Genomic DNA, 25220 nt, shown 5'->3' with positions numbered 1-25220 from the left:
TGGCTACTTTCACGACCCTCGCGTTTCGGTCGCTGATCGGGATTGTGTATAGCGCTATCTGATTTGTCGACAGCACTCGCCGATTCGCCTCCGCCGTTTCGAGTCGTCGTGCTCGGGCGCCTTCGAGGTTTTATCGCGTGTAATCGGCTGCCGAACGCCGTTCTGTGAGCGTCTGACGAGCTTTTATATTAGGTGCAAACGCTTGCGCAAACGGATACGGAATGGAAGTCAGCACCAATCGAGCCGCGACCTTTCTCGACAAGGGTGGCACCGGAAAGACGACCTCGGCGGCCCATCTCGGCGTCGCACTCGCCGAAGCGGGCGAGGACGTCCTGCTCATCGACCTCGCCGGCAAACAGGGCGACCTGGCGAAACACTTCGGCGTCTGGTCGGAGGTCCAGGAGGACATCGAGAACGACGACGACTGGCCGAACATCTCGACGGTATTCGCCGAGGAGTGGGACCAGATCGCCTCGAAGCTCGGTGACGCGGCCGTCGACAGCCTGATCGTCGAGACCGACGAGGGCGTCGATCTGATCCCTGCCCACCCCGGGCTCGATTCGCTCGACGCCGACCTCGGCAACATCGACGATGCTCGAGAGCGCTACTCTCGACTCGAGCGCTTCCTCGACGAGTACATCGACGGGCGGTACGATACCGTCCTGATCGACCTGCCGGGACTGACGAACAACGTCACCTACAACGGGCTCTGGGCGACCCGAAACGTCGTCGCGCCCGTCGAGATGGGCCCCTTCGAGAGCGAGCAGGCGACGGCCCTCGAGCGCGATCTGGCGAAGATCGACGACCAGTTCGGCGTCGACGTCGACCTCGCGATGATCCTGCCGAACAAGGTCGACACCCGGACGAAGCTCGCAAACGAGTACCTCGAGGGGTTCGGCGAGGAGTACGAGGGCGCCATCGCCCCCGAACACGTCCCCGCGAGCCAGGACATCCGGAACGCCGCCGACGAGGGCCGGACGGTGTTCGCACTCGAGGAGCCCTCCACGACCGCCGAACGCGCTCGCGAGGCGTTCCTCGACAGCGCCTCCGTACTCCAGCGCCGGCTGGGTGAGCGGCGATGAGCGACGAGCTCGAGGAGCTACGAAAGAAGACCGAGCGCGGCGATCGAAACGACGAGATCAGAACCGAGGCCGACTCCGCGTTCGTCGACGAACTCGTCGACGCTATCGAGGCGGTCGACAGCGGGGAGCGACCGAAGACGGTCGCCGTCCGCGATCAACCCGTCGCGGCGCTTTTGGCGACCCTCGACGAGGACGACACCGAGATGACCGCGGTCGGCAACGCCTTAGAGGAGGCGCTCGGACGCGAGCGCTCGGAGGAGTTCGACCGCAGCGAGATCGTCCGGCTGGCCGTCCGCGTCGGGCTCGAGACCGCGACGCCCGAGAAAACTGAACAGCTCAGCGACGCAGTCGGGCGCCACGCTCAGCGGAATATTTGAGGTCGTTTGCGGTTCCGATTGCGTTTTCGTTTGCGTTTGACCCTCCCTCGAGCTGCGGTAGGCCCGACCGATGCCTTCGATATCTCGGCCCGTGCTCGTCGGCACGTCGACGACTTCGGCTCGACGAGAGACCATCCGTATCCCTGATAAACCATATATTGCTTCACTAACCGCTCCTCGGACGAGATCGCAATCACTTTCAGCGCTAACTGACTAGGCAGTCAGGATGGGAATCGACGAACGGTTCGGACTGATGCGTACGGGGCGTGAGGATCGAACGCGCCCGGATGGCAGCAGCGAGACCGAATGAGCGGATCGATAGCACGAACGATCGACCGGCTGAGCGGAGCGGGCAGCGACCAGTACGTCGTCATCGGTGCCGTGATACTCAGCACGTTCTTCATCGGCTTCGGCGGTGGTGTGATCTTCCCGATCCTGCCGAATCTTGGGGTCCTTCTCGGGATCTCTCCGTTCATGGTCGGCGTGATCCTCAGCGCGAATCGCTTCTCGCGGCTGGTCGCCAACGCACCCGCCGGTATCCTCGTCGATCGGATCGGGACGCGAACGCCCTTCGTCGTCGGCATGTTCGTCCAGGGGTTCGCCACGCTCGGGTACGTCGTCGCTATTCCAGCGCCCGCTCCCGAGGTGTGGTTTCTGTCCGCGCGGTTCCTGTGGGGCGTCGGCAGCGCGCTCGTGTTCGCGACCGCCTACACGATCGCCTCCGACGTCAGCGACGGCGGCTCGAGGGGAACCAGTATGGGCCTCATCAGAGGCGGGGTTCTCTTCGGGGCGCCGACCGGGATGGTCGTCGGCGGCGTCGTCAGCGAGATCGGCGGGGAGATCGCGGCGTTTCTCCTCGCGACGGTGTTCGCGTTCGTCGCCAGCGGACTGGCGTACGCGACGATCCCGGAGACGCACGTGGAAGGCGACGCTCGCGAGTCGGTGAAGCCGTGGGACGTAGACACGAGTGTCCCCGCGGTGACGGTTGGACTGATCAACTTCGCCGTACTCTTCGTCTACTTCGGCGTCCTGTTCTCGACGCTGGTTCTCTTTCTCGGCGAGAACGACATCGGGCTGCTCGGCTTCGACGCGCAGGGGACCTCCGGACTGTTCATGGCGATCACGGTCGTCACCGCGGGACTGTTCATGTTCCTCGGCGGCTACGTAAGCGACCTGCAGCAGTCGCGGGTCCCGGTGTTGCTGTGCTTTCTCGGGATCCTGTTCGTGGGGTTCGTCCTTCTCGCGTCCGCCGACTCGGCCGGGACGCTCGCCGTCGCCTGCCTGTTCATCGGTGCCGGACAGGGCGGGACGAGCGGTCCGATGATGGCGCTGCTCGGCGATCTCACGGATGACGGTCGGATGGGCCGAGCCGTCGGAACGAACAACGTCCTCGGAGACGTCGGCGGCGGCGTCGGCCCGATCGTGTCGCTTCCGGTCACCGAACTCGTCGGATTCGTCCCCGTGTACCTCGCCTGCGCGGCGCTTCCCCTGGTCGCGGCGGCGGTCCTTCTCGGCGGCGTCTACCGGGAGACCGGACAGCTCCTCCCGGCAACTGAACTTCCGAACCTGTAGGGACGGCGTCCTCCGTTCCCGTTGCCGTCGGGTCAGCGCGGTTTCGATCTCGATTGCCGGGGAGAGAGATCGCGCTCGCTCTCTCGAACGGACGGCGGGTGGTTCGGTCGGTCTCGAGCCGATCGGTTGCCGCCGTACCCCGGTCCGAGCACGCGCCACGCGACGCTGGGACGGAGCAGCGAGGACGGCGGCTGTTGCATCGAGAGGACCCCCAGGAAGGCGTCCGTCAGCGCACCGTCGGCGTGGGCCTTCCGAAACAGTCGGGAGAGGTACCAGTCGAAGACTGCGGTTCCCCGGGGAACGTCGCCCCGCGTCTCGGAGAAGGCGCTGTCGGCCCCGATCGCCAGCATCCAGGCGGGGTCGACGATCGCCGCCATCCGGTCGAAAAACCGCGTCGGGATCCCGCTCCGTCCGTCCCGAAGCGTGCGGCGGAGCGCCAGCGCCTCGAGCGCGGCCACGGACATCCCCTGGCCGTAGATGGGATTGAAGCTGGCGACCGCGTCGCCGACGACGATCAGGCCATCGGGGAACCGCTCGAGGGCCTCGTAGCGGTAGCGCCGGTTCGAGGGAAACGGGTAGTGGTGGCCCGTCTCCGCCAGCGGCGGACACTCCTCGAGCAATCGGTCGAACACGGGCGTCGGAAGGGGAGCGACGAACTCGCCGACTCCGTCGACGTCCGTCGGGGGGTGGTCCCCGTGGACCCCGTGAACGTTCACGAGCCACCGGTTGCCCTCGACAGGTAGTACCGCACCACCCCTCGTCCGGGGTGGCTCGGCCAGCATCCCGATCATCCGGCGGTCGTCGGGGGGTCGCTCGAGGGCGATCGTCGTGTAGGCCAGCCCGATCGTCACCTCCTCGACCGGAGGCGGCCCGTAGCCGTTTCGCGCCAGCCAGGCCGGGGTTCGACTCGTCCTGCCGGTCGCGTCGACGACCAGCTCGGCGGGGAGTTCCGTGCGATCCCCGTCCTGGGGTCGAACGCTCACGCCCGTTACGCCCGTTTTCCGCTCGTCGGTCTCGTAGGCAACGAACCGGCACCGTGGCCGAAGTCTGACCCCCTCGAGCTCGGCGACCCGACGCCGGAGGAGCTGCTCGTACAGCGGTCGGCTCGCCGCATATAGCGGGAAGGGCGACGATCCCGACGCCAGGAACTCGCCCTGACTGTACAGATGCAGATCGCGTCGCCCGTCGATCGACACGCCGCCGGCGGCACACAACTCCTCGGTGTACCCCGGAAACAGCTCCTCGAGCGCCGACCGACCGGCTTCCCAGAGGATGTGGATCTGGGTGGCCTGGGGAACCCCGGGCCGAGGGACGGGCTCGTCGGGCAGCGGGTCGCGGTCGATCACGGTCACGGAGTCGAACGAGTCCGCGAGGACGCGGGCCGCAGTCAATCCGGCGACGCCCGCGCCGACGACGATCGCCCGTCCGCTTCGGTCCTCGTCGCCTGGCCGAACGGTCGCGAGGGTCACGGCTCCGGTCCTCCCGCTTCCCGACCGATCGGAGATGGGGCATTTGGGGACATTCAACAGTCGACCGGCTCGACCCACTCGGTCGGCGGTTCGTCCTCGGGAATCCCGAGGAACGTCACGTAGGCGAACGCGCCGTCCTCGCTGTCGGCCCTGTGGACGTGGCCCGGATCGATCCACGCGTCCCCGGCCGCGTACGTCCGGGGGACGCAGTCGTCTTCCATCGTGTGTTCGATCTCACCCTCGACCATGTGGACGACGGACATTCCGGGGTGGCGGTGCCAGCCCGACCTCGCCCCCGCCTCCCAGGTCGCCTCCGCGACGACGACCGTCGACGCGTCCTCGAGTTCGACGACGGTCGGCTCGTCCGTCTCGCCGTCGGCGTAGGTGAGTTCGAACGTCGCGGCAACGTCGTCGACGAACGGAGCGTGTTCCCCCAGGACTGTCACCTCGAACCCGTCGGGCTCGTCGACGTTGTTCGTCTCGTCGTCGGTGTCGCCGGCCGCGCTCGCGGAACCGCTTACCGCGAACGCTCCTGCCGCCGTCACACCCGCTTTTAATATCGCTCTGCGTCGGACCCCGTCGTCCGCGTTCGTAGCCATAATGTAACCTCACGGAAGGGACGGGCTCGAGCGGCAGATAGCTATCCGATGACGGGTCGCCAGCCGGTGGAACTCCTGCAGCCGCTGCCGATCGCTCGCCGACTGCAGTCGTGACAGCACCGCTACGAGTCGACGCTCACAGGAGCCGACGATAGCCTCTCGACGTACTCGAGTCGGACCGGCAGAACAGTCGCCTCCTCACTCGTCCGGGTTACCCTCCTGACCGATCACGACGGTGTTCTGGACGAGGCTGCGGTGGGCTCGACGGAGCCGTTCCGAGAGCGCCTGGTGGGAGATGTCCATCTCCTCGGCCAGCGCCATCATGTCGGCATCACGAGGGATCTCGTAGTAGCCGCGCTCGAAGGCCATCTCCAGGGTGTCCTGCTGGTCGTCGGTGAGACCGAACCGACCCTGTCGACCCTCCTCGAGGCTGTAGACGGCGTGAAGCTGGAACTGGATCCCGTTCGATCGACAGTAGTCGTTCGTTCGCGACAGGCTGTCCCGGTCGGGAAACAGTAGCCGGAACTGCCAGCCGCTGGCGTCGCCGACCGCCGAAAGCACCGTCCCCTCCTCCTCGACGAGTACCTGGACGAGCGCGTCGACTCGTCGGACCCAGTCCATCTGGTAGAGCTGTTCGCCGTCGACGTCCGCAAGCAGTCGGACGTTGTCGACGGTCTCGTCCGCTTCGAGCACGTCCTCGAGGTCCTCGAGGTCTGGCGCGTCGACCCAGAGAAACGGCATGACCTCGCCGTCGACGTTCGCGACGACCCGTTCGACCTCGCACTCGAGTCCCTCGACGGCGTTGATCGTCTCCTCGAGGACGAACTCCGCCGGCGAAAGTTCGATCTCCGCGACTGTCCCTCCCATACGTTCGAGTAGGAACGAAACGCCTTGGCTTCGTCGGACTCTCCGAAGCGACTTCGCCGATTTTCGGCCGCAGGGTGGCTCCCTGACGCAAACGTTTACAAAAACGTTTACGCAATCGTCTGCGAAACCGTTTACGACTACCTTCGAGGGGCGGATTCCTCCTCAAGAGCGGTGAGTTCGTCGCTCTCGAACCGGAACTCGGTTCCGTCACAGTCGGGGCACGTGCGATGTCTCTCCGGTTGTGGTCGCTCCGCGTTCGACGCCAGGAGGATGAAACCACACTCTGTACAGCTAATGTATCTATCAATTAAATAGGAGAACACGCTCGAGGGGGTAGCTTCGACACCTTGGTGATTTGGATGCATGTACTTTAGCATGAAAAGAGAGGTGGGGTGTGGTCAGCAACGGTCATATCTCGCTCCTCGACTCGTTTACGATCGTTCCCTCGAGCCGTCCGGCGGCGAAAACAGCGAGTCGAACACCTTCCGCTGGCCCTTCCGAAGGTGCTGGTGGAGCGTCGGCGCTGCGATGTCGAGCGAGTCCGCGAGTTCCGCCGCGGACTTCTCGCGGGGCCACTCGAAGAACCCCGCGTAGTACGCCGCGGAGAGGACGGCGTGCTGTCGGTCCGTGAGATCGGCCGTGAGACGGCGCTGTACGGGTCGCGGATCGTCCAGCGACCGAGCGATCTGGCGATGACAGTGCAGTTCGGCGTCCGGGTACGCCGACTCGACGGCGTCGACGACGTGGTGGACGTCGACGCTCGGCGCGAGATGGATCGTTAGCTGGTAGTTACCGTCCTCGATCGACGCGCTATCGACGTATCCGCTGAGAGAGGCGACAACCGAGAGTATCGGGGGATCGATCACCCGAATTTCGAACCCGGGAGGGGTCGCTTCCGAGTGAACGGTGACGTCCGTCTCTCCGTCAACCGCCGTTGCGAGCTCGCGAACGGTCTCGACGGCGTCCGGCGTCGCGGTGCCGTAGACGAGAAACTCGCCGTCCCCGACCGGGACCGTATGGTTGAACGTAATTTTCCCAGTCGTTTCGTTCGAAACACCGAACGCTGAGAAGACGTCCCGGATCTCGAACTCGAGTTCGACGAGCTCGTCGCTCAGCAGCGACTGCTTGCGCTCGGCGGCGGCGATCGCGTGACCGATGACCTCGCCGAGCTGCGTGATCTGTCTTCCCTCCTGTCCCTCGAAGGCGTACGGACGCTTCGCGTAGACGTTCAACACGCCGTAGATGGCACCCTCGTGAGTGATCGGGATCGCCGCGGAGGACTGAACTCCGTAGGGTTCGACGTGGTCCTGCCAGGGCTCGTACCGGGGATCGGCGTCGACGTCCCGCGTCGTCTGTACCTCGCCGGATCGAAACGCCCGTCCCGTGGGTCCTCGACTCCGATCGTCGTTCGGATCGACCGAGATCGTGGTCTCGTCGAGGTAGCCCTCGACGCCGGCTTCGGTTCGGAGATCCACGGTCCGGGTCGCGGTGTCGACCTCGCCGATCCAGGCGAACAGATAGGAGTCGGAGTTCGCGAGGTTCTCACAGACCGTCTCCTCGATACCCCCGCGAGTCGGCTGTCCGATAATCGCGTGGACGATCTCGCGTGCGACCTCGCCGAGGCTGGTCACCGCCGCCAGCTGCTCGCGCTGGTGTTCGAGCTCCCGCTCGTACTCGACGCGGTCGGTGACGTCGCGGACGACGCCGACGCGTCCACGCTCGCCGTCCTCGAGTTCGAGCCGGCTGAACCGACTCTCCACGACGAACGATTCGCCGTCGGCGCCGCGTAGCCGCTCCTCGAGGACGGCGACGCTCCGGTTCGTTGACTCGAGTTCGGTCCAGGTCTCCGCGGCCGTCTCCTCGAACTCGTCGCCGAACACGAGCTCGGCGGAGCTCCCGAGCAGCTCTTCGCGATCGTACCCTGTCACCGAGACGAACGCGTCGTTGACGAACGTGAACCGGTCGTTGCCGTCGAGCACGTAGATCCCGTCGCCGACCGTTTCGACGATGCGTTCGTACCGTTCCAGGGTCCGCTGGCGGGTCTTGCGTTCGCTGACGTCGGTAAAGTAAACGGACAGTCCCGACGGCGAGGGGTGGACGATGTCCCGATACCAGCCCTCGAGGGGCGGGAAGTACGCCTCGACGGAGTTCGCCTCCTGGGTTTCCATCGCTTCCCGGTAGGCCGTCTCGAAGGTGGTCCCGACCAGCTCCGGCGCCGCGTCCCACAGCCGCTGGCCGAGCGCCTCCGCTTCGGTCCCCTCGACCATCGCCGCGGCAGCGTCGTTGAGGTACGTGAGCCGCCACTCGTCGTCGACCGCGAAAAACCCGTCGCTGATCCGTCTGATCTCCTCCTCGAGCGTCGATTGCGGCTGCCCGTGCTGACGAACTCCCCGTTCAGAATCGGGGGTCGGCGTCCCCGTCTCCTTCGAGCTCACGTCGTCGGTCGGTAGCGGTCGCCACCAGACTCGAGCGTTCGCACCCACTTTCTTGGTCTCGAGGCAGTCTCGCTCGACGAGCCGGTCCAGTCGATCGTACGTGCTCCGCCGGCCGAGATCGAGCTGTTCTGCCACCTCGGGCGTCGTTCGGGGCTCGCCCGACTCGTCGAAGACTGCTAGGGTCTCTCGAAGCGCGTCGGATAGCGATGCCGATCGCATCGTTCTGTGTACCGTGGTTGTGTGTATCAGTCTTCCGTCGACGGAGTCCGGATGAGTATGTTGTGAAAAAGGGGGTCAGAATCGGACCTCTTGCCGTTTTTCTTTCCTGTCTTGCCTAAGATGTTCTAGCCCTTGCTTAGGAGCGAGTGACTCCTTCGATACACTGTCGACGAACGGACATGATCACGAAATGTTTCGAACCCCAGACGGTACGGCAGACGAGGAAACTCGCACGGTCGAGCTATCCGAACGCGATCGCCACGAACTGCTCATGTCGGACCGGCGACGAGTAGCGCTCGCGATCCTCGACGAGCGTACTGAGCTGTTGGGAATCGACGAACTGGCTGTAGCGGTCGCGAAACGCGAAGCTGAGAACGACGCCGAGGTCGACGAAGGCGTATCCGTCGAACGCATCGCGATTACGCTTCACCACACCCACCTTCCGCGGATGGCGGACGCAGACGTCATCGACTACGACCCCCAGAACGGACGGATCGATCCCTCCGGATTCTCGCTCGACTCTCTGTGCTAAACTCGGCCGGCCGTGAGCGGGCCCGGGCGCTCGATAGTCGACAGATACGGGAACGATAGCGTTTACGCAAACGTAAACAGAAACGCAAATAGCAGCCGTGTCGGTACGGCGCAGCCGATACTTCGGGTCCGATCTCTCTCGGCAAAGTGAGCCGCAACGAGCTATCTCGGTCGGTCGCCTCGAGTGTACCAGAACGGCCGCCGACACCATGGGTCGATGCTCGAGGCTCGTTCCCGGTCGGACCTCAAACGGCCTCCTCGCGTTCGGCCCGCTCACGAATCACGGCTCGGAGATCGTCCGCATCGCGGAGCTCCTCGAGCTCCTCGCGTTCGACGAGGGCCGTACCGTCGACGGACTCGCGTTTCGCCCGGTCGACGACGTACACCGACTGGGATCGGGTCACCTGTCCGATCGAACTCATGATTCGGGCTCGCTTCTCGGCGGCCTCGGTGAACTCCGAGTGGCCGGTGAGAACGACGCCGCTTTCGTCCTCGTCCTCACTGACGGCCTTGAACGGGGAGCGGACGGTCGGATGAACTCGGTAGCCGGCCCGCGTGAAGACGGCGACGACCCGTTCGTCGGTCGGATCGGCGTCGGGATCCTCCGGAGTCGACTCGCTCTCGTGGACGTCGTCGGCACCCTCGAGGACGTCGACGGGGCTGGTCAGAGAGGCGTCGAACAGGTCCTCGAGGGCCATCGCGATCTCGACGGAGGCGTTCATCCCGTCCTCGTACTTCGAGACGGTTCGCCGGGAGACGCCGAGCTGACCGGCGAGCTGTCCGAGGCTCAGTTCGTGGTCCTCGCGTTCGTCGGCAAGCAGGTCGCCGTCGATGTTGACGTAGAGCCCACCGGGTGCGGCGTAGATCAGCGGGGGGACGTCCTCGATGAACAGGTTGTACGCCGTGTCGGGGCTGAGGACGGGGACGCCGTGGCGGAAGTAAGTGACGTCGGGTTTGAGATCCTCGTCTCTGCTGCGCAGTCCGATCATCAGCGGCGTCGCCTGCAGGTAGGTCCCCAGGCGTCGCATCTCGTGACCGGTCTCCTCGTTGAAGGCGTCGATGTTGCCCAGGATCTTGACGAGCAACAGGTTGTCGCCGCGGCGAGCGGCGACGTCGAAGCTCTTCGGGCGAATCGCACACCGGTCGCTGACCACGAATCCCGCGTCCTCTAGCATCGCGGTGACGTTGCCGACCAGTGCCGAGCGGGACATAGGGGATTGTAAGTGAGCCCATCTATATGAGTGTTGTCCCGCCGATCCCCGCCCGCAGGGTGGCGATTCGCCGGGAATTGGAGAGGTACGCTTTTATACGATCGGAATTCGGCGTCGGGGTCCGAAAGCGGTTACTCAGTGGCCCGGCTACCCTCCGTCGATGACCGTCGTCGGGCTCGACGATACCGACTCCCGCGAGCGCGGGATGTGTACGACCTACGTCGCGAAGACGATCGCCGACCGATTGGAACGGGCGGGTGCGACCGTGTCGCGGCTGGTGCTCGTCCGGCTCAACCCCGCCGTCGAGTACAAGACCCGCGGCAACGCAGCGCTGGCGATTCACACCGACTGCGACCCGGGGAAAGCGTTCGAAATCGCTCGAGAGCGCCTCGCTACCCTCGCCGAAACCGCCGACGAGCGAACGCATCCCGGACTGGTCGTCGCCGACCACGGCCCCCAGAGAGCCCCGTCGGACGTGAGCACGTTCGCTCGCCGAGCGATTCGCACCCACCTCGAGCGAGCCGACGCGACGGCTCTAATCGACCGCCACGGCTACCGCTCGTGGCACGCCGGCAACGGCCGCGGTCGGATCGGCGCTCTGGCCGCGATCGGCGCCTGGCGAGAACTCGAGGAGTGGACCTTCGAGCGGATCTCTTACCGGCAGTCGGATCGGTGGGGAACGCCGCGGGAGGTCGACCCCGAAAGCGTCTTCGCCGCGGCCGACCGGGAGTATCCGAGGGTCTGGGACACCGTCGATCGCGAGGAGGGCGAGACCGTCTGTGTCCCCAACGCGCCGGGGCCGATCCTGTACGGGATCAGGGGTGACGATCCGGACGCGATCGGCCGGGTCGCCGAGGGGATCGAGAGCGAACCCGTCGCCTCGAGTCGGCTGTTCGTCACCAACCAGGGGACCGACGTCCACCTTCGGGACGGATCGCTCGAGTCGGTTCGGGACGGCCGAGCCTACCGGGTCGACGGCCGGGTCGCGAGCGAGCCCGAAACCAGGCGAGGCGGCCACGTCTTCCTCACCCTCGAGGCGCTCGGGGACGACCGCGAGCGGGACGAACGGCCGTCGCTCGAGTGTGCCGCCTTCGAGCCGACGAAGCGGTTCCGAGATCGGGTGCGAGCGCTGCGGGTCGGCGACCGGCTCACCGTCTGTGGGGAGGTCTCGCGGGGAACGCTCAAACTCGAGAAGTTCGCCGTTCGGCAACTCGTCGAAACCGAACGCGTCACGCCGACCTGTCCCGACTGCGGGCGACGGATGGAGAGCGCCGGGCGGAACCAGGGGTATCGGTGTCGGGACTGCAAGACCGCTAAAGCGGAGAAGGAGACGGTGGCCCTCGAGCGCGACCTCGAGGAGGGGTGGTACGAGGTGCCGCCGTGTGCGCGCCGTCACGTCGCGAAACCGCTGGTGCGTGGCGGGTTCGACGCACCGGTACATCCCGAGCGATAGCTCGAGCAGGGGCGACGCGTCGAAGCGTTCGTCGATTCGCCGGCTACTGGACGACGATACCACGGCGAGCGAGGAACTCGCTTACGTCCGTGATTTCGACCGGGCTTCCGATGATCCGCCGGCGGTCGTCGCCCTCGGGGACGACGGTGACGGTGAACTCCTCGTCGAGGCGCCCCTCGAGGCCCTCGAGGGTTTCCCGAGGGAGCACGATCTGCGTGCTGTCTCGCAGCTGTGCCGGTTCCGGCATCTCTATCCGGTGCTACCGTCGCCGGCCGTTTATGCGTGTCGAACTTCATCGTCTATCGTGCTGAAATCGGCTGGTATTATTCGGTAATCGGTCGTCTCGAACCGAGGTCGATTCGAGACTGGATACGACGTGTCGCTGTCGGCGAGGTGGCTGGTCGCAGGGTCGCATGGAAAGCGTTTTTCGGTCCGCCCGGCTGAGTACAGACAAATGGGGCTCGAGGACGATATCGAGGAGATCGAAGAGGAGATCGCCAACACGCCCTACAACAAGTCGACCGAGGCCCACATCGGTCGACTGAAGTCCAAGCTCGCCGAGAAGAAGGAGAAACTCGAGAACCAGCAGTCGGGATCGGGAGGCGGCGGCGGCTACTCCGTGGAGAAACACGGCGACGCGACGGTCGCGCTCGTCGGCTTCCCGAGCGTCGGCAAGTCGTCGCTACTGAACTCGCTGACAAACGCCGAGAGCGAGACGGGGTCCTACGAGTTCACGACGCTGGACGTCAATCCGGGCATGCTCAACCACCGCGGGGCGAACATCCAGCTGCTCGACGTCCCCGGACTGATCGAGGGCGCGGCGTCCGGGAAGGGGGACGGACAGCAGGTGCTGGCGGTCGTCCGCAACGCCGACCTGATCATCTTCGTGCTCTCGGTGTTCGAGATCGACCAGTACGACCGACTCCAGGAGGAGCTGTACGACATCAATATCCGCGTCGACCAGGAGCCCCCGCGGGTGACCGTCCGGCCGAAGATCAAAGACGGCATCAAGATCACCTCGAGCACCGACCAGGATTTGGACGAGGAGACGATCTCGGACGTGTTGCGCGACCAGGGCTACGTCAACGCCGACCTGAACCTCCAGGAGAACGTCACCATCGATCGGCTGATCGACGGGCTGATGGAGAACCGGGAGTACATCCCGTCGATCACCTGCGTCAACAAGGTCGATCTGATTGAACCCGACTATAAGCAGCAGGTCGACGAGCAGCTCCGCGAGCGCGGGCTCGACCCCGAGGAGGAGGTGACGTTCATCAGCGCGGAGGCGGAGCGAGGTCTCGACGCGCTCAAGGACCGGATCTGGGAGAACCTCGGGCTGATCCGGGTCTATATGGAAAAACCGGGACGGGGCGTCGACTGGGAGGAACCGCTGGTGATCGAGGCGGGATCGACCGTCGGCGAGGCCATCGAGAAACTCGGTGGCGAGATGGAAGACCGGTTCCGATTCGCCCGCGTCAGCGGCCCCAGCGCGACCCACGACGAACAGCAGGTCGGCACCGACCACGTTCTCGAGGACGAGGACGTGCTGAAACTCATCCTGCGGCGGTAGCTCGATCCGCGTCGACTCCGTTTGCCGCTACGCTCTCGACGAGCGGAAGCGGTCAGCGGTCCGAGATCTGTCAGTTTCGATGAGCCAGAATTATCAGTTCTGGCGATGTAGGTGTCCTCATGTCAGAGTTCGGGGCACTATCGCTTCTTCCGCCGCTGCTCGCGATCGTTCTCGCGGTCGTCACGCGGCGGCCGATGCTCTCGCTGTTTCTGGGCGTCTGGTCGGGTGCGATCATCTACACCGAGAGTCTCGGCATCGGACAGACCTTCGACTGGATCGTCGGCGCGATCATCGCCGACGAGGGGTTTCACGTCCAGATCCTGCTGTTTACGATCCTGCTCGGGTCGGGCGTCGCGCTGATCTGGCGGCTCGGTGGCGCAACCGCCGTCCGCAACTGGGCGACCGAACGGCTCGAGACCCAACGTAAGGTCGGGCTCACGACGTGGATCCTGGGGCTGCTCATGTTCTTCGACGACTACGCCAACACGGCGATCGTCGGGTCCACGATGCGCGAGATCTCCGACCAGTTCCGGATCTCCCGCGAGAAGCTCTCCTACATCGTCGACTCGACGGCCGCGCCAGTCGCGACGATCGGGCTCTCGAGCTGGGTCGCCTTCCAGCTCTCGCTGATCGCGGGCGCCTACGAGGACCTCGGCGTCGACGGCGAGGCGCCGACGGCGTTCGAGACGTTCGTCTGGTCGATTCCGTACAACACCTACGCGCTGCTGGCGATCGCGATGGTCGGGATCATCGTCTACACGCGACGGGACTTCGGCGAGATGCTCAATGCCGAACACCGCTCGTGGAAGCAGGGGCTCGTCAGCCGCGAGGACGCCACGCCGCTCCAGGAGGTCGAGAAGGATCTGGGGGAGCCGATCGACGACCGTCCAATGCTGCGGACGTTCTTCGCACCGGTCGTCGTCCTCGTCGTCGTCACGCTGGCCGGCGCGTTCTGGACCGGGTACGAGGCCTGGACCGGCGAGCAGGCCGAGGAGGGTGCGCCGACGACGATCGGCGCCGCCGCCGAGGAGGCGGGGCTGGTGCAGGTCCTCGTCGATATCGTCGGCGCCGGCGACTTCGCCGGCGCGCTGGTCTGGGGCTCGTTCGCCATGGTCGCGGCCGCGATCGCGATCGGTGTCGTCTACGACCTCTTCGACCTCGGCGACGGCGTCGACACCGTCCTCGACGGTTTCCGGCTGATGGTGACGGCGGTGACGATCCTCGTTCTCGCGTGGTCGATCAGCGACGTCGCGGATGCCCTTGGGACGGGCGACTTCGTCGCCGGCTACGTCGGCGAGGCGATCCCGCTCGAGCTGCTGCCGATCGTCGTCCTGTTCGTCGCGGCGTTCGTCGCGTTCACCATGGGGTCGTCGTGGGCGACGATGGGGATCGTCACGCCGATCGCGATCCAGGTCGTCTACGAGCTGACCGGCTCGTTCGACCTCATGCCCGTCGTCGTCGGCGCCGTCTTCTCAGGGGCGATCTTCGGCGACCACACCTCACCGATCTCCGACACCTCCGTGCTGTCCTCGACGTTCACCGGGGCGGACCTGATCGACCACGTCCGAACGCAGTTCTACTACGCCGCGACCGTCATGGTCGTCGTGGTCCTCTGTTACCTGCTGTACGGCTACCTCGGGCTCTCGCCCGCGATTTTCCTGCCGATCGGACTCGTCGCCCTCGTCGGGCTCGTCTACGGGCTCTCGGAACTCGACGCGAGACGGAAGGGTGTACAGCCCAAGGCGTCCTCGGTCGACGTCGACTCCGGGGCTCGCGAGGCCGAGTCGGTCGACGACGCCGAGTAGACCACCGGCTTCGCCACGCTTTTGAGATTTCCCGGTGTTGGTCCGGGTATGGAGGGCACGCTCGATCACGTCATGATGCGCGTCTCGGATCTCGAGGAATCGCTCGACTGGTACCAGACCCACCTCGAGTACGAGGAGAAAGACCGCCACGAGGGCGACGGCTTCACCATCGTCTACCTCGGCCCCGAGGAGATGCACGAGGACGAGGCGATGCTCGAGCTCACGCACAACGAGGGCGAGGACGTCGAGGTCGGCGACGCCTGGGGTCACATCGCCGTCCGGGTTCCCGAGGGCGAACTCGAAGAGCACTACGAACAGCTGATGGACGAGGGCGTCGACGACTACCGCGATCCCGAGTCTTGTGGCGGCCGATACGCCTTCGTGAAGGATCCCGATGGTCACGAGGTCGAGATCGTTCAGCGCGACCCGGATCAGGGCGCGACCTGGTCGCTCGACCACACCATGATCCGCGTCGAGGACGCCGACGACGCGCTGGGCTTCTGGACCCGCAAGTTCGAGTACGAACACACCGGCCGCTGGGAGTCGGATTCGTTCGCGAACTACTTCATGAAACCCGAGGACGCCGGCGAGGAGGCGATGGCCGTCGAACTCACCTACAACTACGACGGCCGCAGCTACGACTTCGGCGACGCCTGGGGTCACCTCTGTGTCCGCATGGACGACTTAGAGGAGGACTGGGACCAGCTCATGACTCGCGAGGCCGACGACTACCGCGACCCCGAGAGCAACGACAACATGTACGCCTTCACGAAAGACCAGGACGGTCACGAGATCGAGCTACTCGAGCGGGATCCCGACGCCGACTCGCTGTTCCCGTTCTAAGCCGTTTTTCGTCCAGTTTTTCGACCGGGAGGCGGTCGCTCACGCCGCCAGGCGCCCGACACGAGCGAAAAAAGGCGGCAGTCGACGGCCACGAGACGAGTTGCTCGAGCGCGATCTCGGTATAGAGGCGCTACCCCGACTCTGAGCGACAGGTTCGGTTTTTCGACGTGAGCTGTGTCGCGAGCGCCGGCGCGCGATTGAAACGCGAACCGTTTACTCGCTCCCGTCCCGCCCTGAAATATGAGCCGCAGCGTCGGCGCGACCGAACTCCTCCGCGAGTTTCTCCCCGAGTGGACGACGCTGCTGTTCGTCGCGCTCTCCTACCCCGGGAAGCTGACGTTGCTCGTTCCCGTGCTCGGGCTGTTCTACCTCCAGGACGTCGGGCGAACGCTCCGGGCGGGCGGTTCCGAGGACCGACAGCTCTGTTCCGAGCGGACCGCGTACGTCCTCGCGGTCGCGCTCGGCGGGCTCGCGTTCGTCGTCCTGGTCAAGGGCGTCTTTTCGCTTCCCCGCACCGACCCCAGCCTGCACGCGGTGTCCTCGAGCGAGCACGGCTTCCCGAGCGGCCACGTCATGGCGGCAGTGAGTACCTGGGGCGCGCTCGCGCTGTGGACGACCCGCAGTACCCGCGCCCGGCGGCTGCTCGCTGCCGGCGCGGTCGTCGCCGTCGTCGGTTTCGCCCGCCTCGCGCTCGGCATCCACTACCTCGTCGACGTCCCCGTCTCGATCGTCCTCGCCGTCGCGTATCTCGGCGCGATCGCCTGGCTCGCTCGCGGCGACCCCTGGCGAGCGTTTCTCGTGGCGATCGCAATCGCCGTCCTCGCCGTTCTCGTCGACACGGCCAGCACGCGGGCGCTGCTCTCCCTGGTCGGCACCGTCGGCGCCGTCGTCGGCTGGCGCACCCTCGAGGCGCCGCCGATCCGTCGGCGGCTCCGGGCGCGCTTCGGCGAGGAGAGCGCAACGCCTATGGCGAGTCGCCCCCGCGAGTGAACCGAATGTCGAGCCGAGAGCCGTTCGGACAGGGCGTTCGCCTCGTCGCGATCGGACTCGTCGTCGTGGCTCTCGCCGGGCTGATCGTCTGGTCCGGTGCCAGCCCCGCCGATCCGATGGAGAGCGAGCTCCCCGACGAGACCGAGGTGCCCGCCGACCGCGCCAGCTACGTCGGCGAGGAGGTCGTCCTCGGCGGCGAGGTCGTCGAAACCGAGCCCGTGGTTATCGCGACGCAGGCCAGCGGCTACGGCCAGTTCACGGTCCTCGAGGCCGACGCGGCCGTCCAGAACACCGACGACCCGCTCGAGGTCGGCGACCAGGTCACCGCCTCCGGCACGCTCGAGGACGAGGAGACCCTCGCCGCGGAGCGGGCGACCGTTCAGGAGCCCGGCGACACGCGGTACATGATGCTGATCTCGCTGCTCGGCGGGTTCTTGGTCGTCGGCCGCGTGCTTCGGGACTGGCGGTTCGACCTCGAGCGACTCGCGTTCGTTCCGCGCGAGCGTGCACGCTCGCGTAGTGACTCCAACGATGATTCGGCCGCCGAGGGTCGCCGCGGGCGGACCGACGACGCGCTCGAGCCGTCCACGGGAGGCGATCGCGGTGGCTGACGTCCTCACCCACGTGCTGGCGGGCTACGTGCTGGGGATGGTGCTCGCCTTCCGCTACGACTGGATGGGTCCCGCCCACGTCACGATCGTTATGGTCGGCGCGCTCGCGCCCGACTTCGTTAAGGCCGAGATCTTTCTGCCCGACGGCCTGATGCAGTACCTCCTCGGGATTCCGTTCTCCTGGGCGCCGCTGCACACCCTCGGGGGGACGATCCTGCTCGGCCTGCTGACGGCGTTGCTGCTCGCGCCCGAGTACCGCCGCCAGGCGTTCGCGCTGTTTCTGCTCGGCGCCGCCTCCCACCACGTCCTGGACGTCGCGCTCATCACGCCGTCGGGGCAGGCCTACGCCGTCTTCTGGCCCCTGCTGGACTACCGCCCGCCCGCGGGCGGGCTCTACCTGAGCAGCGACCGCTGGCCCGCGCTGGTTGCGGGGCTCGCGTCCGTCGCGGTGTGGGCATTGCATCGGTATCGAGGGACTCGAGGGTAGACGTCGGCGGTCGGCTCTTTTCGCGCGTGGTTTTTCACGTCGTTCTAGCGCGGTTTCGTTGTGGTTGTTCGGTGTTCTCGAGGAGGTGGCTCGAGGGCGTTTTCTGTGATTGATACCGTTGTCGAGCTAACTCCAATAGCGACTTCGAGTTACATCTAATTTATACTCATAACTAAGAAATACGTACGCCAGAGACGTAGGATCAGCTAATCGGTAGTTTACAGTATAGTGCTATGAGATACCCGAAGAGCGCTAAAACAGCTCCAGCTACAGCTGTCGAACGGAATCGAATATATTAGAAAGCGGAGAGTTTGTTCAGAAAGCTTATTACACAGTTGCCAAAAGAGGCGATTACCCCTACCCGGGGCGAGTCGGCTGCGACACCGCTGATGGTTGACTCGCTCTCCGCTCGATCGCACGCAAACCAACCAACAAGACAACAAATGACAAGCGAAACTTCATTCCGCGAAAAGGGACGTGCAGTGTTCCTGGCCGCGCTGATGGTCCTCTCCGTATTCGCCATGTCCGCAGCGTTTGCGGGCGGGGCGGCTGCTGAGGACACCGATGACTTTGATGAGTATTACGAAGACCTTGACGAACTCAGCGAAGAGGGCGTCCTGGTCGGTCAAGAGATAGCTATCGGCGGCTTCGATGACGCCGACGGCGCCGAGATCCGCGAAGGATTCGCGGACAGTGACGGCGACACCGTCGACACCTCGAGCGTCGAAACGATCGAGGTCGATGGTGAGAACGTCGACGTTGTCACCTTCGAGACGGACGACCTCGAGGACGGTGACGCGTACCACGTTTACGTCCACGGTGAGTACCTCAACGACGAGGACGAGCTTGAGACGAACCTGGAAGCAACCTTCTGGGCATCTGATGACGTCATCGACGTTGAGTTCGACGACGACTCCGTCGAGCTCAACGACGACTCCGACGAAGCCACCACTGACCTTATCGTTGACACTGACCGCGAAGAGGTCGATGTCTACGTGAGCGGTGAACTCGGAAACGAGTCCGTCGACGATGACGACCTCGAGGCAATCTTCGGGGACGACCTCGATGCCGACGACAATGAAGTCCTGATCGAGGGCGTCGACTCGGACATCGAGGCTAACTTCTCCGACCAGAGCTCCGGCGACTACGAGTTCACGGTCGACGTCGCTGACACGACGGCCGAGGATACGGCTGAGATCACGGTCGGCGAGGCACCGGAGATTGACGCGCAGTTCAGCGACTCCACCTACGAGCAGAACGTCGGTGACGTCGCCGAGTTCGAAATCGAGCACTCCGGAACCGACGACCTTACCGTCGAGATGACCGACGAGGAAGAGTTCTACAACGCCACCATCGAGATCGAGGGCGTTGAGAACGAGGACAACGTGACGGTGCAGTACAACACGTACCTCGCGGGTCAGGACAACGGTGACGACGTCGTGACCGTTCTCGACGACGAAGGCGACGAGCTGGCTGTCGAGGACGTGACCGTCACCGAGGAACTCGACGGTGACGAGGGCGACACCCTCGACGAGGGTGAGCGACTCCTCCACGGTGACTACGAGCTCGAAGTCATCCCGGCCATCGCGGACGATGAGGGTGAATTCGACGAAGAAGAAACTGACGCCGCGGTCCTCCTCCTCGAGGAGCGATCGACTGGCGACATGAACACGTGGGCCCTCGCGGGTGACGAATTCGATGCCGACGACGTCGAACTCGACGACATCGAAGACTCCGCGACCTCCACCGACTCCGTTGCTGACGAGGACCTCCTCGTTGTCGGTGTCGAAGCGTCCGGTATCTACGGCTACGCATTCGACGATGACGGTCAGTGGGCCGACGAAGGCGACCTGAACCTCACCTTCGAGGACACTGACGAGCCGCGCTACGGTAGCGCTGACGACTTCAGCCTCGAAGAGGGTGACGAGGTCATCGTTGACGAGGACGAGAACCGCTTCTTCGTCGTCGTTGACGCAACCGAGGACGAGATGGATGTTGACGAAACCTGGGACATTACGTTCACTGTCGGTGACGACAACGACTACGTCGATGACGACGAGACCGCTGACGCCCAGATCAACATCGAGGAAGCCTACGTCGAACTCGTCGGCGACCAGGACGAGGACGACCGCTTCCAGATCGAAGCTGACAACGAGTCCGAGCTGACCGCCGAGACGAACCTCGCGCCCAGCACGGACGGTGACTTCCGCCTCCGCACGACCTCCGAGGTCTACACGGCAGACGCCGAGGTCGACGGTGACGGTATGCTGATGACGACCTTCGACCTCAGCGAGCACGAGGAAGGTGACGAGATCCGAACCCTCCGCGTGACCGCTGGCGAGGAGCCTGAACACGAGGCCGAGGGTGTCTTCGTCTCCGCTGACGACGACACCGACAAGAAGGACGGCTTCAAGATTGACGCCGACGCTCCGTCCGAGGTTAACGTCGACGACGACGCCAGCCTCGACGTGACCGTCGTGAACAACAACGACGAGGCCGGCAACGCGACGCTCGAGGCCACCGTCGGTGACGAGGAGTACACCGAGGAGCTCGAGCTCGACGCCGGTGACTCCGTGACCGAGTCCTTCGACTTCGACACCAGCGAGGAAGCTGAGATCGACTGGTCCGTTGAGACCGGCGACGACAGCGACTCCGGTACGCTGACTGTCGGCGACAAGGAGAAGGCAAACGGTGAGAACGGCGAGAACGGTGCCAACGGTGAGAACGGCGAGAACGGTGCCAACGGTGAGAACGGCGAGAACGGTGCCAACGGTGACGACGCCAACGGTGCTGACGACAGCTCCGCTGACGACGACGAGACCGTGCCCGGCTTCGGTGTCGCCGTCGCCATCGTCGCACTGCTCGGCGCCGCGATGCTCGCGCTCCGCCGTCAGAACTAACGCCGACTAACTACCGGACTCCGTCCGGTCCTTGCGATTCGCGACATTCCGCCTTTTTTGAAAACCGTCATACCCCGAAGTGGCGACGTTCCTCGGGAGTTGCTGATTCTGGCCACCAACGCGTAGTAGAGCCGTGACTCTAACTTGGTAGACGAAGATACGGACGTGTTGGCTTGTGTAGTACTGTGAGTGAAAACAGCGTTCTGCTACTTCTGGACACGCGGGATTTCCACGCCCTCCCCAGCCGATTCTCTCGGTCACTCCGTTCCCTCGTTCATCCCTCACGCAACGTTGGCAATCAGTTCTCGCTGTCGCTCGAACTGATTGCCAGCGCGCGCCACCGCAGCGTGGCCCGAGTAGTCCGGGAGAAGGGACTGTCCGTTGTAATTTGTTACCGACGCAGACCGAGCGACGAACGCGATGTAATTCGAACTCCCTATCGCTGAGACGACGGTCGTTTCCTCGAGCCGACCAGTAGCCTCAACCCCTCGTCGAACCCACGTCCGGTAATGAGCGGAACGGGCGAGGCGATGACCGATCGGGAACGGACCGCGAAGGCGCTTGCCGTCGGGCTCGCCTGCGGGGTCATCATCGCCGTCGGGTTCGTCGCCGTCTTCGACGACCTCCTGTTGGGTGCGTCGTCGGGACTCACGTTCGGCGTCGTGATCGCAGCATTACTGGCCGGCCGCTGGGAAGACGGGAACTAGTCTCAGTCGTCGGCTGCGGCGGCCTCGGTCTCGGCGCTCGACTCGGCGCGCTCGAGATCCTCGAGGTACTCGTCGACGTCCAGTGCTGCTTTCGAGCCCATCCCCGCAGCCGTCACGGCCTGCTGATAGTGGTAGTCGACGACGTCGCCGGCGCCGAAGATGCCGGGCACGTCGGTCTCGGTCTGGCCGCCGCCGTCGCCGCCCTGGGTGCGGAGGTAGCCCTCGTCGTCCATCGTGACGCCGGTGCCCTCGAGGTACTCCGTGTTCGGCGTGTGACCGATGGCGAAGAAGACGGCGCCGACGTCGAACTCGAACTCGTTGGTCTCGGGGTCGTCGAGGCGGTCGGTCGGGTGACCCTGCTCGTTCTCGACGAGGGTGACGTGGTCGACGCCCTCCTCCTGGGAGCCGTGGATCTCCGTGACCTCGGTGTTTTTCATGATCTCGATCTCGCCCTCCTCGACCTTCTCGTGGACGCGGTCGATCCAGTACTGCTCGGCGCGGAACTCCTCGCGCCGGTGGGCGATGTAGACGGTGTCGGCGAACTTTGTGAGGAAGGTGGCTTCCTCCATGGCGGCGTCGCCCCCGCCGACGACGAGCATGTCCTCGTCGCGGAAGAACGCGCCGTCACAGGTCGCACACGTCGAGAGGCCGTAGCCCATCAGCTCGTCCTCGCCGGGGATGCCCAGCGTGCGAGCGCTGGCGCCCGAGGCGGCGATGAGCGCGTCGGTCGTGTAGACGTCGCCGTTCGTGAGTTCGACGCGGAACGGGCGCTGGTCGGCGTCGACCGATTCGATGATCCCGTTTTTGAGCTCGGCGCCGAACTGCTTGGCCTGCTCTTTCATGTTGTTGACCAGGTCGGGACCGCTGATTCCCTCGGGGAAGCCGGGGTAGTTGGCGACGTCGGTGGTCAGCGTGAGCTGGCCGCCGGGCTCGTCGCCCTCGATGACCAGCGGCTGGTTGTCGCCCCGCCCGGCGTAGATGGCCGCGGTGAGGCCGGCGATCCCGGTGCCGGCGATGATCAGCTTGCGGTGTTCGGTCTCCGAGCCACCGTCAGTAACGAGCCCGAGCTTCTCGTCGAGTTCGCCGGTTTCCTCGAGCGCACTCGTCTCGTCCCAGCCGCCGATCAGCTCGTCGTCGATGAAGACCTCGGGTGCGGTCTTGCGGCCCTCGGCGCGCTCGACCATCTCCTCGAACAGGTCGTCGTCGCCGGTGACGTTGTACGTCTCGTACTCGATGCCCTTGCTATCGAAGAGGTCCTTCGCCTTGTCGCAGTAGGGACACTGCGTCTTGGTATAGATCTCGACGCGTGGCTGCTCGCTCATACACCGTTGTTAGGAAACTGGACCTAAACCCCTTGCGTTCTCAGCGCCGTTCGCGGTGTAGAACCGGTCTACTCGTCCGTAGCTGCGCCTTCGACGAACTCCGCGACGATCGCGATGTCGTGATCGGTCCGCTCCTCGAGCGACTCCCGTAGATCCGGAACGAGATCGGGATAGGGGGCGTCCGCCGGACGACGGACCGCGACCGTCACGCCGGTTTCGTCGGTGACGGCACCGCCGTCGTAGAACTCGGTCTCGAGTTCGACCAGTTCGAGCTCCTCGTAGTCGTCGTCGTCGAGCACCGCTCGAACCTCGTCGTTGACCTCGTTTTCGAAGGCGACGTGCTGACCGAGAACGACCCCGGCGCCGGCCAGGACGATCAGACTGATAGCGATCATGACGGCGACCGTTCCGAGGCGATCGCGAGTGAGATTTCCGGTGAGGGTTCCGGGGGTCCACTCGTCGGGCCGATAGCCGAGGTACCAGAAGACGGCGAGCCCCGAGAGGAGGATCGAAGTGGCGTTGATCGCGACCAGCACGAACGCGCCGAGCGCGACGCCGGTATCACCCCACGCGACCCCGATACCGACCGCCGCGGCGGCCGGGATGAGGGCGACGGCGATCATCACGCCGACCAGTGAGACGGGGATCGCCGTCGCGAGGCCGAACGCGCCCGCAGCGCCGGCACAGACCCCGACGACGAGCGCGAGCAGTCCCGGGGAGATCCGGTTTTGAACCTGCCCGATAGCGGTGATATCGATGATTCCGGGCACGAGTCCACCCGCACGGACCAGCCAGGCGAACGCGAACGCGCCGACCATGGCGACTCCGAGACCGATCACCAGCGAGGTGACGCCGTCGAAAAACATCCGCCGATCGTCGAGAACGAGACCGACGGTACCGGTCAGCGCCGCGCTGATCTGCGGGGCGATCACCATCGAGCCGACGACGATCGCCGGCGAATCGAGAAGCAGGCCGGCCGTCGCGACGACCGCGCTCAACAGGGTCATCGCGTAGTAGGTAACCCGACCCGGCGTCATGTTCAGCGCCTTCGTCCGGATCTCGTCCCGGGCGATGCTGTCGTCCTCTTCCCGTCCGTTGACGAACCGCTCTTCCAGGTCCTCGATTCCCGGGGTGCGGGCGGTTTCGATCGAGGAGACGACGATGAACTCGTCCTCGATACCGACCTCACGGAGGGACGTGAGAACGTGTTCGACGGCCTGAGTCGGAACCGGAAGTGTAACGAGTTCGGCCTCGACCTCGTCGCTGCACTCGCTGGTTCGGACGTAGTCGAGTTTCTCCTCGTCGAGGGCCCGAAGTGCGTCGTCCCGCTTCTCGTCGGGAACGAGCACCTGGAGTAATCGCATTCCGAACGACTCTCTCGTCCACTCTCAAATGCGTACCGCTGTCCGGCCGCGACGCGCTCGACGACGCACTTACGGTCTCGAGCGACGAGAACGTACCATGGCCGCGGATCTCGAGGAGAAGACGGACCGGTACGGCGAACTGCTCGCGGAGGCGCTCGAGGCGGCGTCGATCGCGCCGCCGGACGGAACGCCGATGGCGGACGCCGCCGAGGACTGTTACGAGATGGCAGGGTCCTACCTCGAGGACGGTCGCCACTTTCGCGAGCGAGACGACCCTGTCAACGCGCTCGCGTCGTTCTCGTACGGCCACGCCTGGCTCGATGCGGGCGCTCGGATCGGTCTCTTCGAGGTGCCGACGGAGGGACACCTGTTTACCGTCGAGTAGCTCGGGAGATCGTACACGATCAATCACTATGTAACCGAAACGTATATACCAGAAGCACCGGTTAGTTTATAAAGTAGGCGAAACCTTTATATGGATTACGGTCTTACAATATGTTAACTGAGGCAGCCGGGTTTCTTCTGGCACCCCCACCCGGTAGCCCCGAGTAACCATCCCAACTATGACAGACAACATTCGAACCTACACCCGAGAGGACGAAGCAACGACCGAGGAGGAGACCCGGACCGAACAGGGCGAAAAGGAGCAGTGTCCGGAGTGTAACGGCCGGCTCATTTCCGACACCGAGCACGCCGAGACGGTGTGTCAGGACTGCGGACTCGTCGTCGAGGAAGACGAGATCGACCGCGGCCCCGAGTGGCGAGCGTTCGACGCCGCCGAGAAAGACGAGAAGAGCCGCGTCGGC

Annotated in this window: 23 protein-coding genes; 15 read left to right on the top strand and 8 right to left on the bottom strand. The window is 64.9% G+C overall.

All coding sequences use genetic code 11. The features are described from left to right. The first annotated feature begins 221 nt into the window (after positions 1 to 221). The 3 genes from QA609_RS22205 (at position 222) to QA609_RS22195 (ending at position 3031) form a co-directional block, all read left to right on the top strand. Positions 222 to 1082: a ParA family protein gene (locus tag QA609_RS22205; protein ID WP_278304809.1), complete on the top strand. Its 861-nt coding sequence runs from the start codon at positions 222 to 224 to the stop codon at positions 1080 to 1082. Further along, positions 1079 to 1459 (top strand): hypothetical protein, encoded by a 381-nt coding sequence (locus QA609_RS22200; protein ID WP_278304808.1) that lies wholly within the window; start codon positions 1079 to 1081, stop codon positions 1457 to 1459. Before QA609_RS22205 ends, QA609_RS22200 begins: the two co-directional genes overlap by 4 nt. 306 nt (positions 1460 to 1765) lie before the next feature. Further along, positions 1766 to 3031, top strand: a complete 1266-nt coding sequence (locus QA609_RS22195) for an MFS transporter (RefSeq protein ID WP_278304807.1) — start codon at positions 1766 to 1768, stop codon at positions 3029 to 3031. A 32-nt stretch (positions 3032 to 3063) separates the two neighbouring features. Here QA609_RS22195 and QA609_RS22190 read toward each other — a convergent pair whose 3' ends face one another. The 4 genes from QA609_RS22190 to QA609_RS22175 form a co-directional block, all read right to left on the bottom strand. Next, complete coding sequence (locus tag QA609_RS22190) at positions 3064 to 4500, bottom strand: NAD(P)/FAD-dependent oxidoreductase (protein ID WP_278304806.1); 1437 nt, start codon at positions 4498 to 4500, stop codon at positions 3064 to 3066. Between the two features lie 53 nt (positions 4501 to 4553). Next, positions 4554 to 5099, bottom strand: a complete 546-nt coding sequence (locus QA609_RS22185) for a cupin domain-containing protein (RefSeq protein ID WP_278304805.1) — start codon at positions 5097 to 5099, stop codon at positions 4554 to 4556. A 198-nt stretch (positions 5100 to 5297) separates the two neighbouring features. After that, positions 5298 to 5966 carry a helix-turn-helix domain-containing protein gene (locus tag QA609_RS22180; RefSeq protein WP_278304804.1) on the bottom strand — a complete coding sequence of 223 codons (669 nt, stop codon included), beginning with the start codon at positions 5964 to 5966 and terminating at the stop codon, positions 5298 to 5300. Between the two features lie 431 nt (positions 5967 to 6397). Beyond that, positions 6398 to 8620, bottom strand: a complete 2223-nt coding sequence (locus QA609_RS22175) for a bacterio-opsin activator domain-containing protein (RefSeq protein WP_278304803.1) — start codon at positions 8618 to 8620, stop codon at positions 6398 to 6400. Positions 8621 to 8891: 271 nt separating this feature from the next. Between QA609_RS22175 and QA609_RS22170 the strand changes: the two genes are divergently transcribed. Further along, entirely contained in the window at positions 8892 to 9152 is a 261-nt protein-coding gene (locus QA609_RS22170) for a hypothetical protein (RefSeq protein WP_278304802.1), read from the top strand. A gap of 244 nt (positions 9153 to 9396) precedes the next feature. Here the strand turns inward: QA609_RS22170 and QA609_RS22165 are convergent, their stop codons facing one another. After that, positions 9397 to 10362 (bottom strand): transcriptional regulator, encoded by a 966-nt coding sequence (locus QA609_RS22165; RefSeq protein ID WP_278304801.1) that lies wholly within the window; start codon positions 10360 to 10362, stop codon positions 9397 to 9399. A gap of 160 nt (positions 10363 to 10522) precedes the next feature. Here QA609_RS22165 and QA609_RS22160 point away from each other — a divergent pair, with 160 nt between their 5' ends. Next, the gene (locus QA609_RS22160; RefSeq protein ID WP_278304800.1) at positions 10523 to 11815 is read left to right on the top strand and encodes a tRNA(Ile)(2)-agmatinylcytidine synthase; all 1293 of its coding nucleotides are present in this window, start codon (positions 10523 to 10525) and stop codon (positions 11813 to 11815) included. Between the two features lie 43 nt (positions 11816 to 11858). Here the strand turns inward: QA609_RS22160 and QA609_RS22155 are convergent, their stop codons facing one another. Next, positions 11859 to 12062 (bottom strand): hypothetical protein, encoded by a 204-nt coding sequence (locus QA609_RS22155; RefSeq protein WP_278304799.1) that lies wholly within the window; start codon positions 12060 to 12062, stop codon positions 11859 to 11861. A 207-nt stretch (positions 12063 to 12269) separates the two neighbouring features. Here QA609_RS22155 and QA609_RS22150 point away from each other — a divergent pair, with 207 nt between their 5' ends. The 8 genes from QA609_RS22150 to QA609_RS22115 all read left to right on the top strand — a co-directional run bounded on the left by QA609_RS22150 (position 12270) and on the right by QA609_RS22115 (position 21728). Continuing rightward, positions 12270 to 13385 (top strand): GTP-binding protein, encoded by a 1116-nt coding sequence (locus QA609_RS22150; protein ID WP_278304798.1) that lies wholly within the window; start codon positions 12270 to 12272, stop codon positions 13383 to 13385. A 119-nt stretch (positions 13386 to 13504) separates the two neighbouring features. Further along, entirely contained in the window at positions 13505 to 15190 is a 1686-nt protein-coding gene (locus tag QA609_RS22145; protein WP_278304797.1) for a Na+/H+ antiporter NhaC family protein, read from the top strand. 48 nt (positions 15191 to 15238) lie between these two features. After that, positions 15239 to 16033: a VOC family protein gene (locus QA609_RS22140; RefSeq protein ID WP_278304796.1), complete on the top strand. Its 795-nt coding sequence runs from the start codon at positions 15239 to 15241 to the stop codon at positions 16031 to 16033. 240 nt (positions 16034 to 16273) lie between these two features. Next, positions 16274 to 17023: a phosphatase PAP2 family protein gene (locus tag QA609_RS22135; RefSeq protein ID WP_278304795.1), complete on the top strand. Its 750-nt coding sequence runs from the start codon at positions 16274 to 16276 to the stop codon at positions 17021 to 17023. 5 nt (positions 17024 to 17028) lie between these two features. Then, positions 17029 to 17634 carry a hypothetical protein gene (locus tag QA609_RS22130; RefSeq protein ID WP_278304794.1) on the top strand — a complete coding sequence of 202 codons (606 nt, stop codon included), beginning with the start codon at positions 17029 to 17031 and terminating at the stop codon, positions 17632 to 17634. Next, positions 17627 to 18121, top strand: coding sequence for a metal-dependent hydrolase (locus tag QA609_RS22125; RefSeq protein WP_343233819.1), 495 nt, complete (start codon positions 17627 to 17629; stop codon positions 18119 to 18121). Before QA609_RS22130 ends, QA609_RS22125 begins: the two co-directional genes overlap by 8 nt. Before the next feature lie 482 nt (positions 18122 to 18603). After that, the gene (locus tag QA609_RS22120) at positions 18604 to 21021 is read left to right on the top strand and encodes a BGTF surface domain-containing protein (protein ID WP_278304793.1); all 2418 of its coding nucleotides are present in this window, start codon (positions 18604 to 18606) and stop codon (positions 21019 to 21021) included. 509 nt (positions 21022 to 21530) lie between these two features. Further along, positions 21531 to 21728, top strand: a complete 198-nt coding sequence (locus QA609_RS22115; protein WP_278304792.1) for a hypothetical protein — start codon at positions 21531 to 21533, stop codon at positions 21726 to 21728. 2 nt (positions 21729 to 21730) lie between these two features. Here the strand turns inward: QA609_RS22115 and QA609_RS22110 are convergent, their stop codons facing one another. Both QA609_RS22110 and QA609_RS22105 read right to left on the bottom strand, forming a co-directional pair. Then, positions 21731 to 23050, bottom strand: coding sequence for an FAD-dependent oxidoreductase (locus QA609_RS22110; protein ID WP_278304791.1), 1320 nt, complete (start codon positions 23048 to 23050; stop codon positions 21731 to 21733). Between the two features lie 68 nt (positions 23051 to 23118). After that, the gene (locus QA609_RS22105; RefSeq protein WP_278304790.1) at positions 23119 to 24414 is read right to left on the bottom strand and encodes a TIGR00341 family protein; all 1296 of its coding nucleotides are present in this window, start codon (positions 24412 to 24414) and stop codon (positions 23119 to 23121) included. Between the two features lie 97 nt (positions 24415 to 24511). Here QA609_RS22105 and QA609_RS22100 point away from each other — a divergent pair, with 97 nt between their 5' ends. Both QA609_RS22100 and QA609_RS22095 read left to right on the top strand, forming a co-directional pair. Further along, the gene (locus QA609_RS22100) at positions 24512 to 24799 is read left to right on the top strand and encodes a DUF357 domain-containing protein (protein ID WP_278304789.1); all 288 of its coding nucleotides are present in this window, start codon (positions 24512 to 24514) and stop codon (positions 24797 to 24799) included. A gap of 178 nt (positions 24800 to 24977) precedes the next feature. Beyond that, the coding region (locus QA609_RS22095) for a TFIIB-type zinc ribbon-containing protein (RefSeq protein WP_278304788.1) at positions 24978 to 25220 on the top strand (243 nt) is incomplete at its 3' end.

Source organism: Natronococcus sp. A-GB7 (assembly GCF_029688865.1).
Classification (GTDB): domain Archaea; phylum Halobacteriota; class Halobacteria; order Halobacteriales; family Natrialbaceae; genus Natronococcus.
This window is presented reverse-complemented; position numbering and strand designations above follow the sequence as displayed.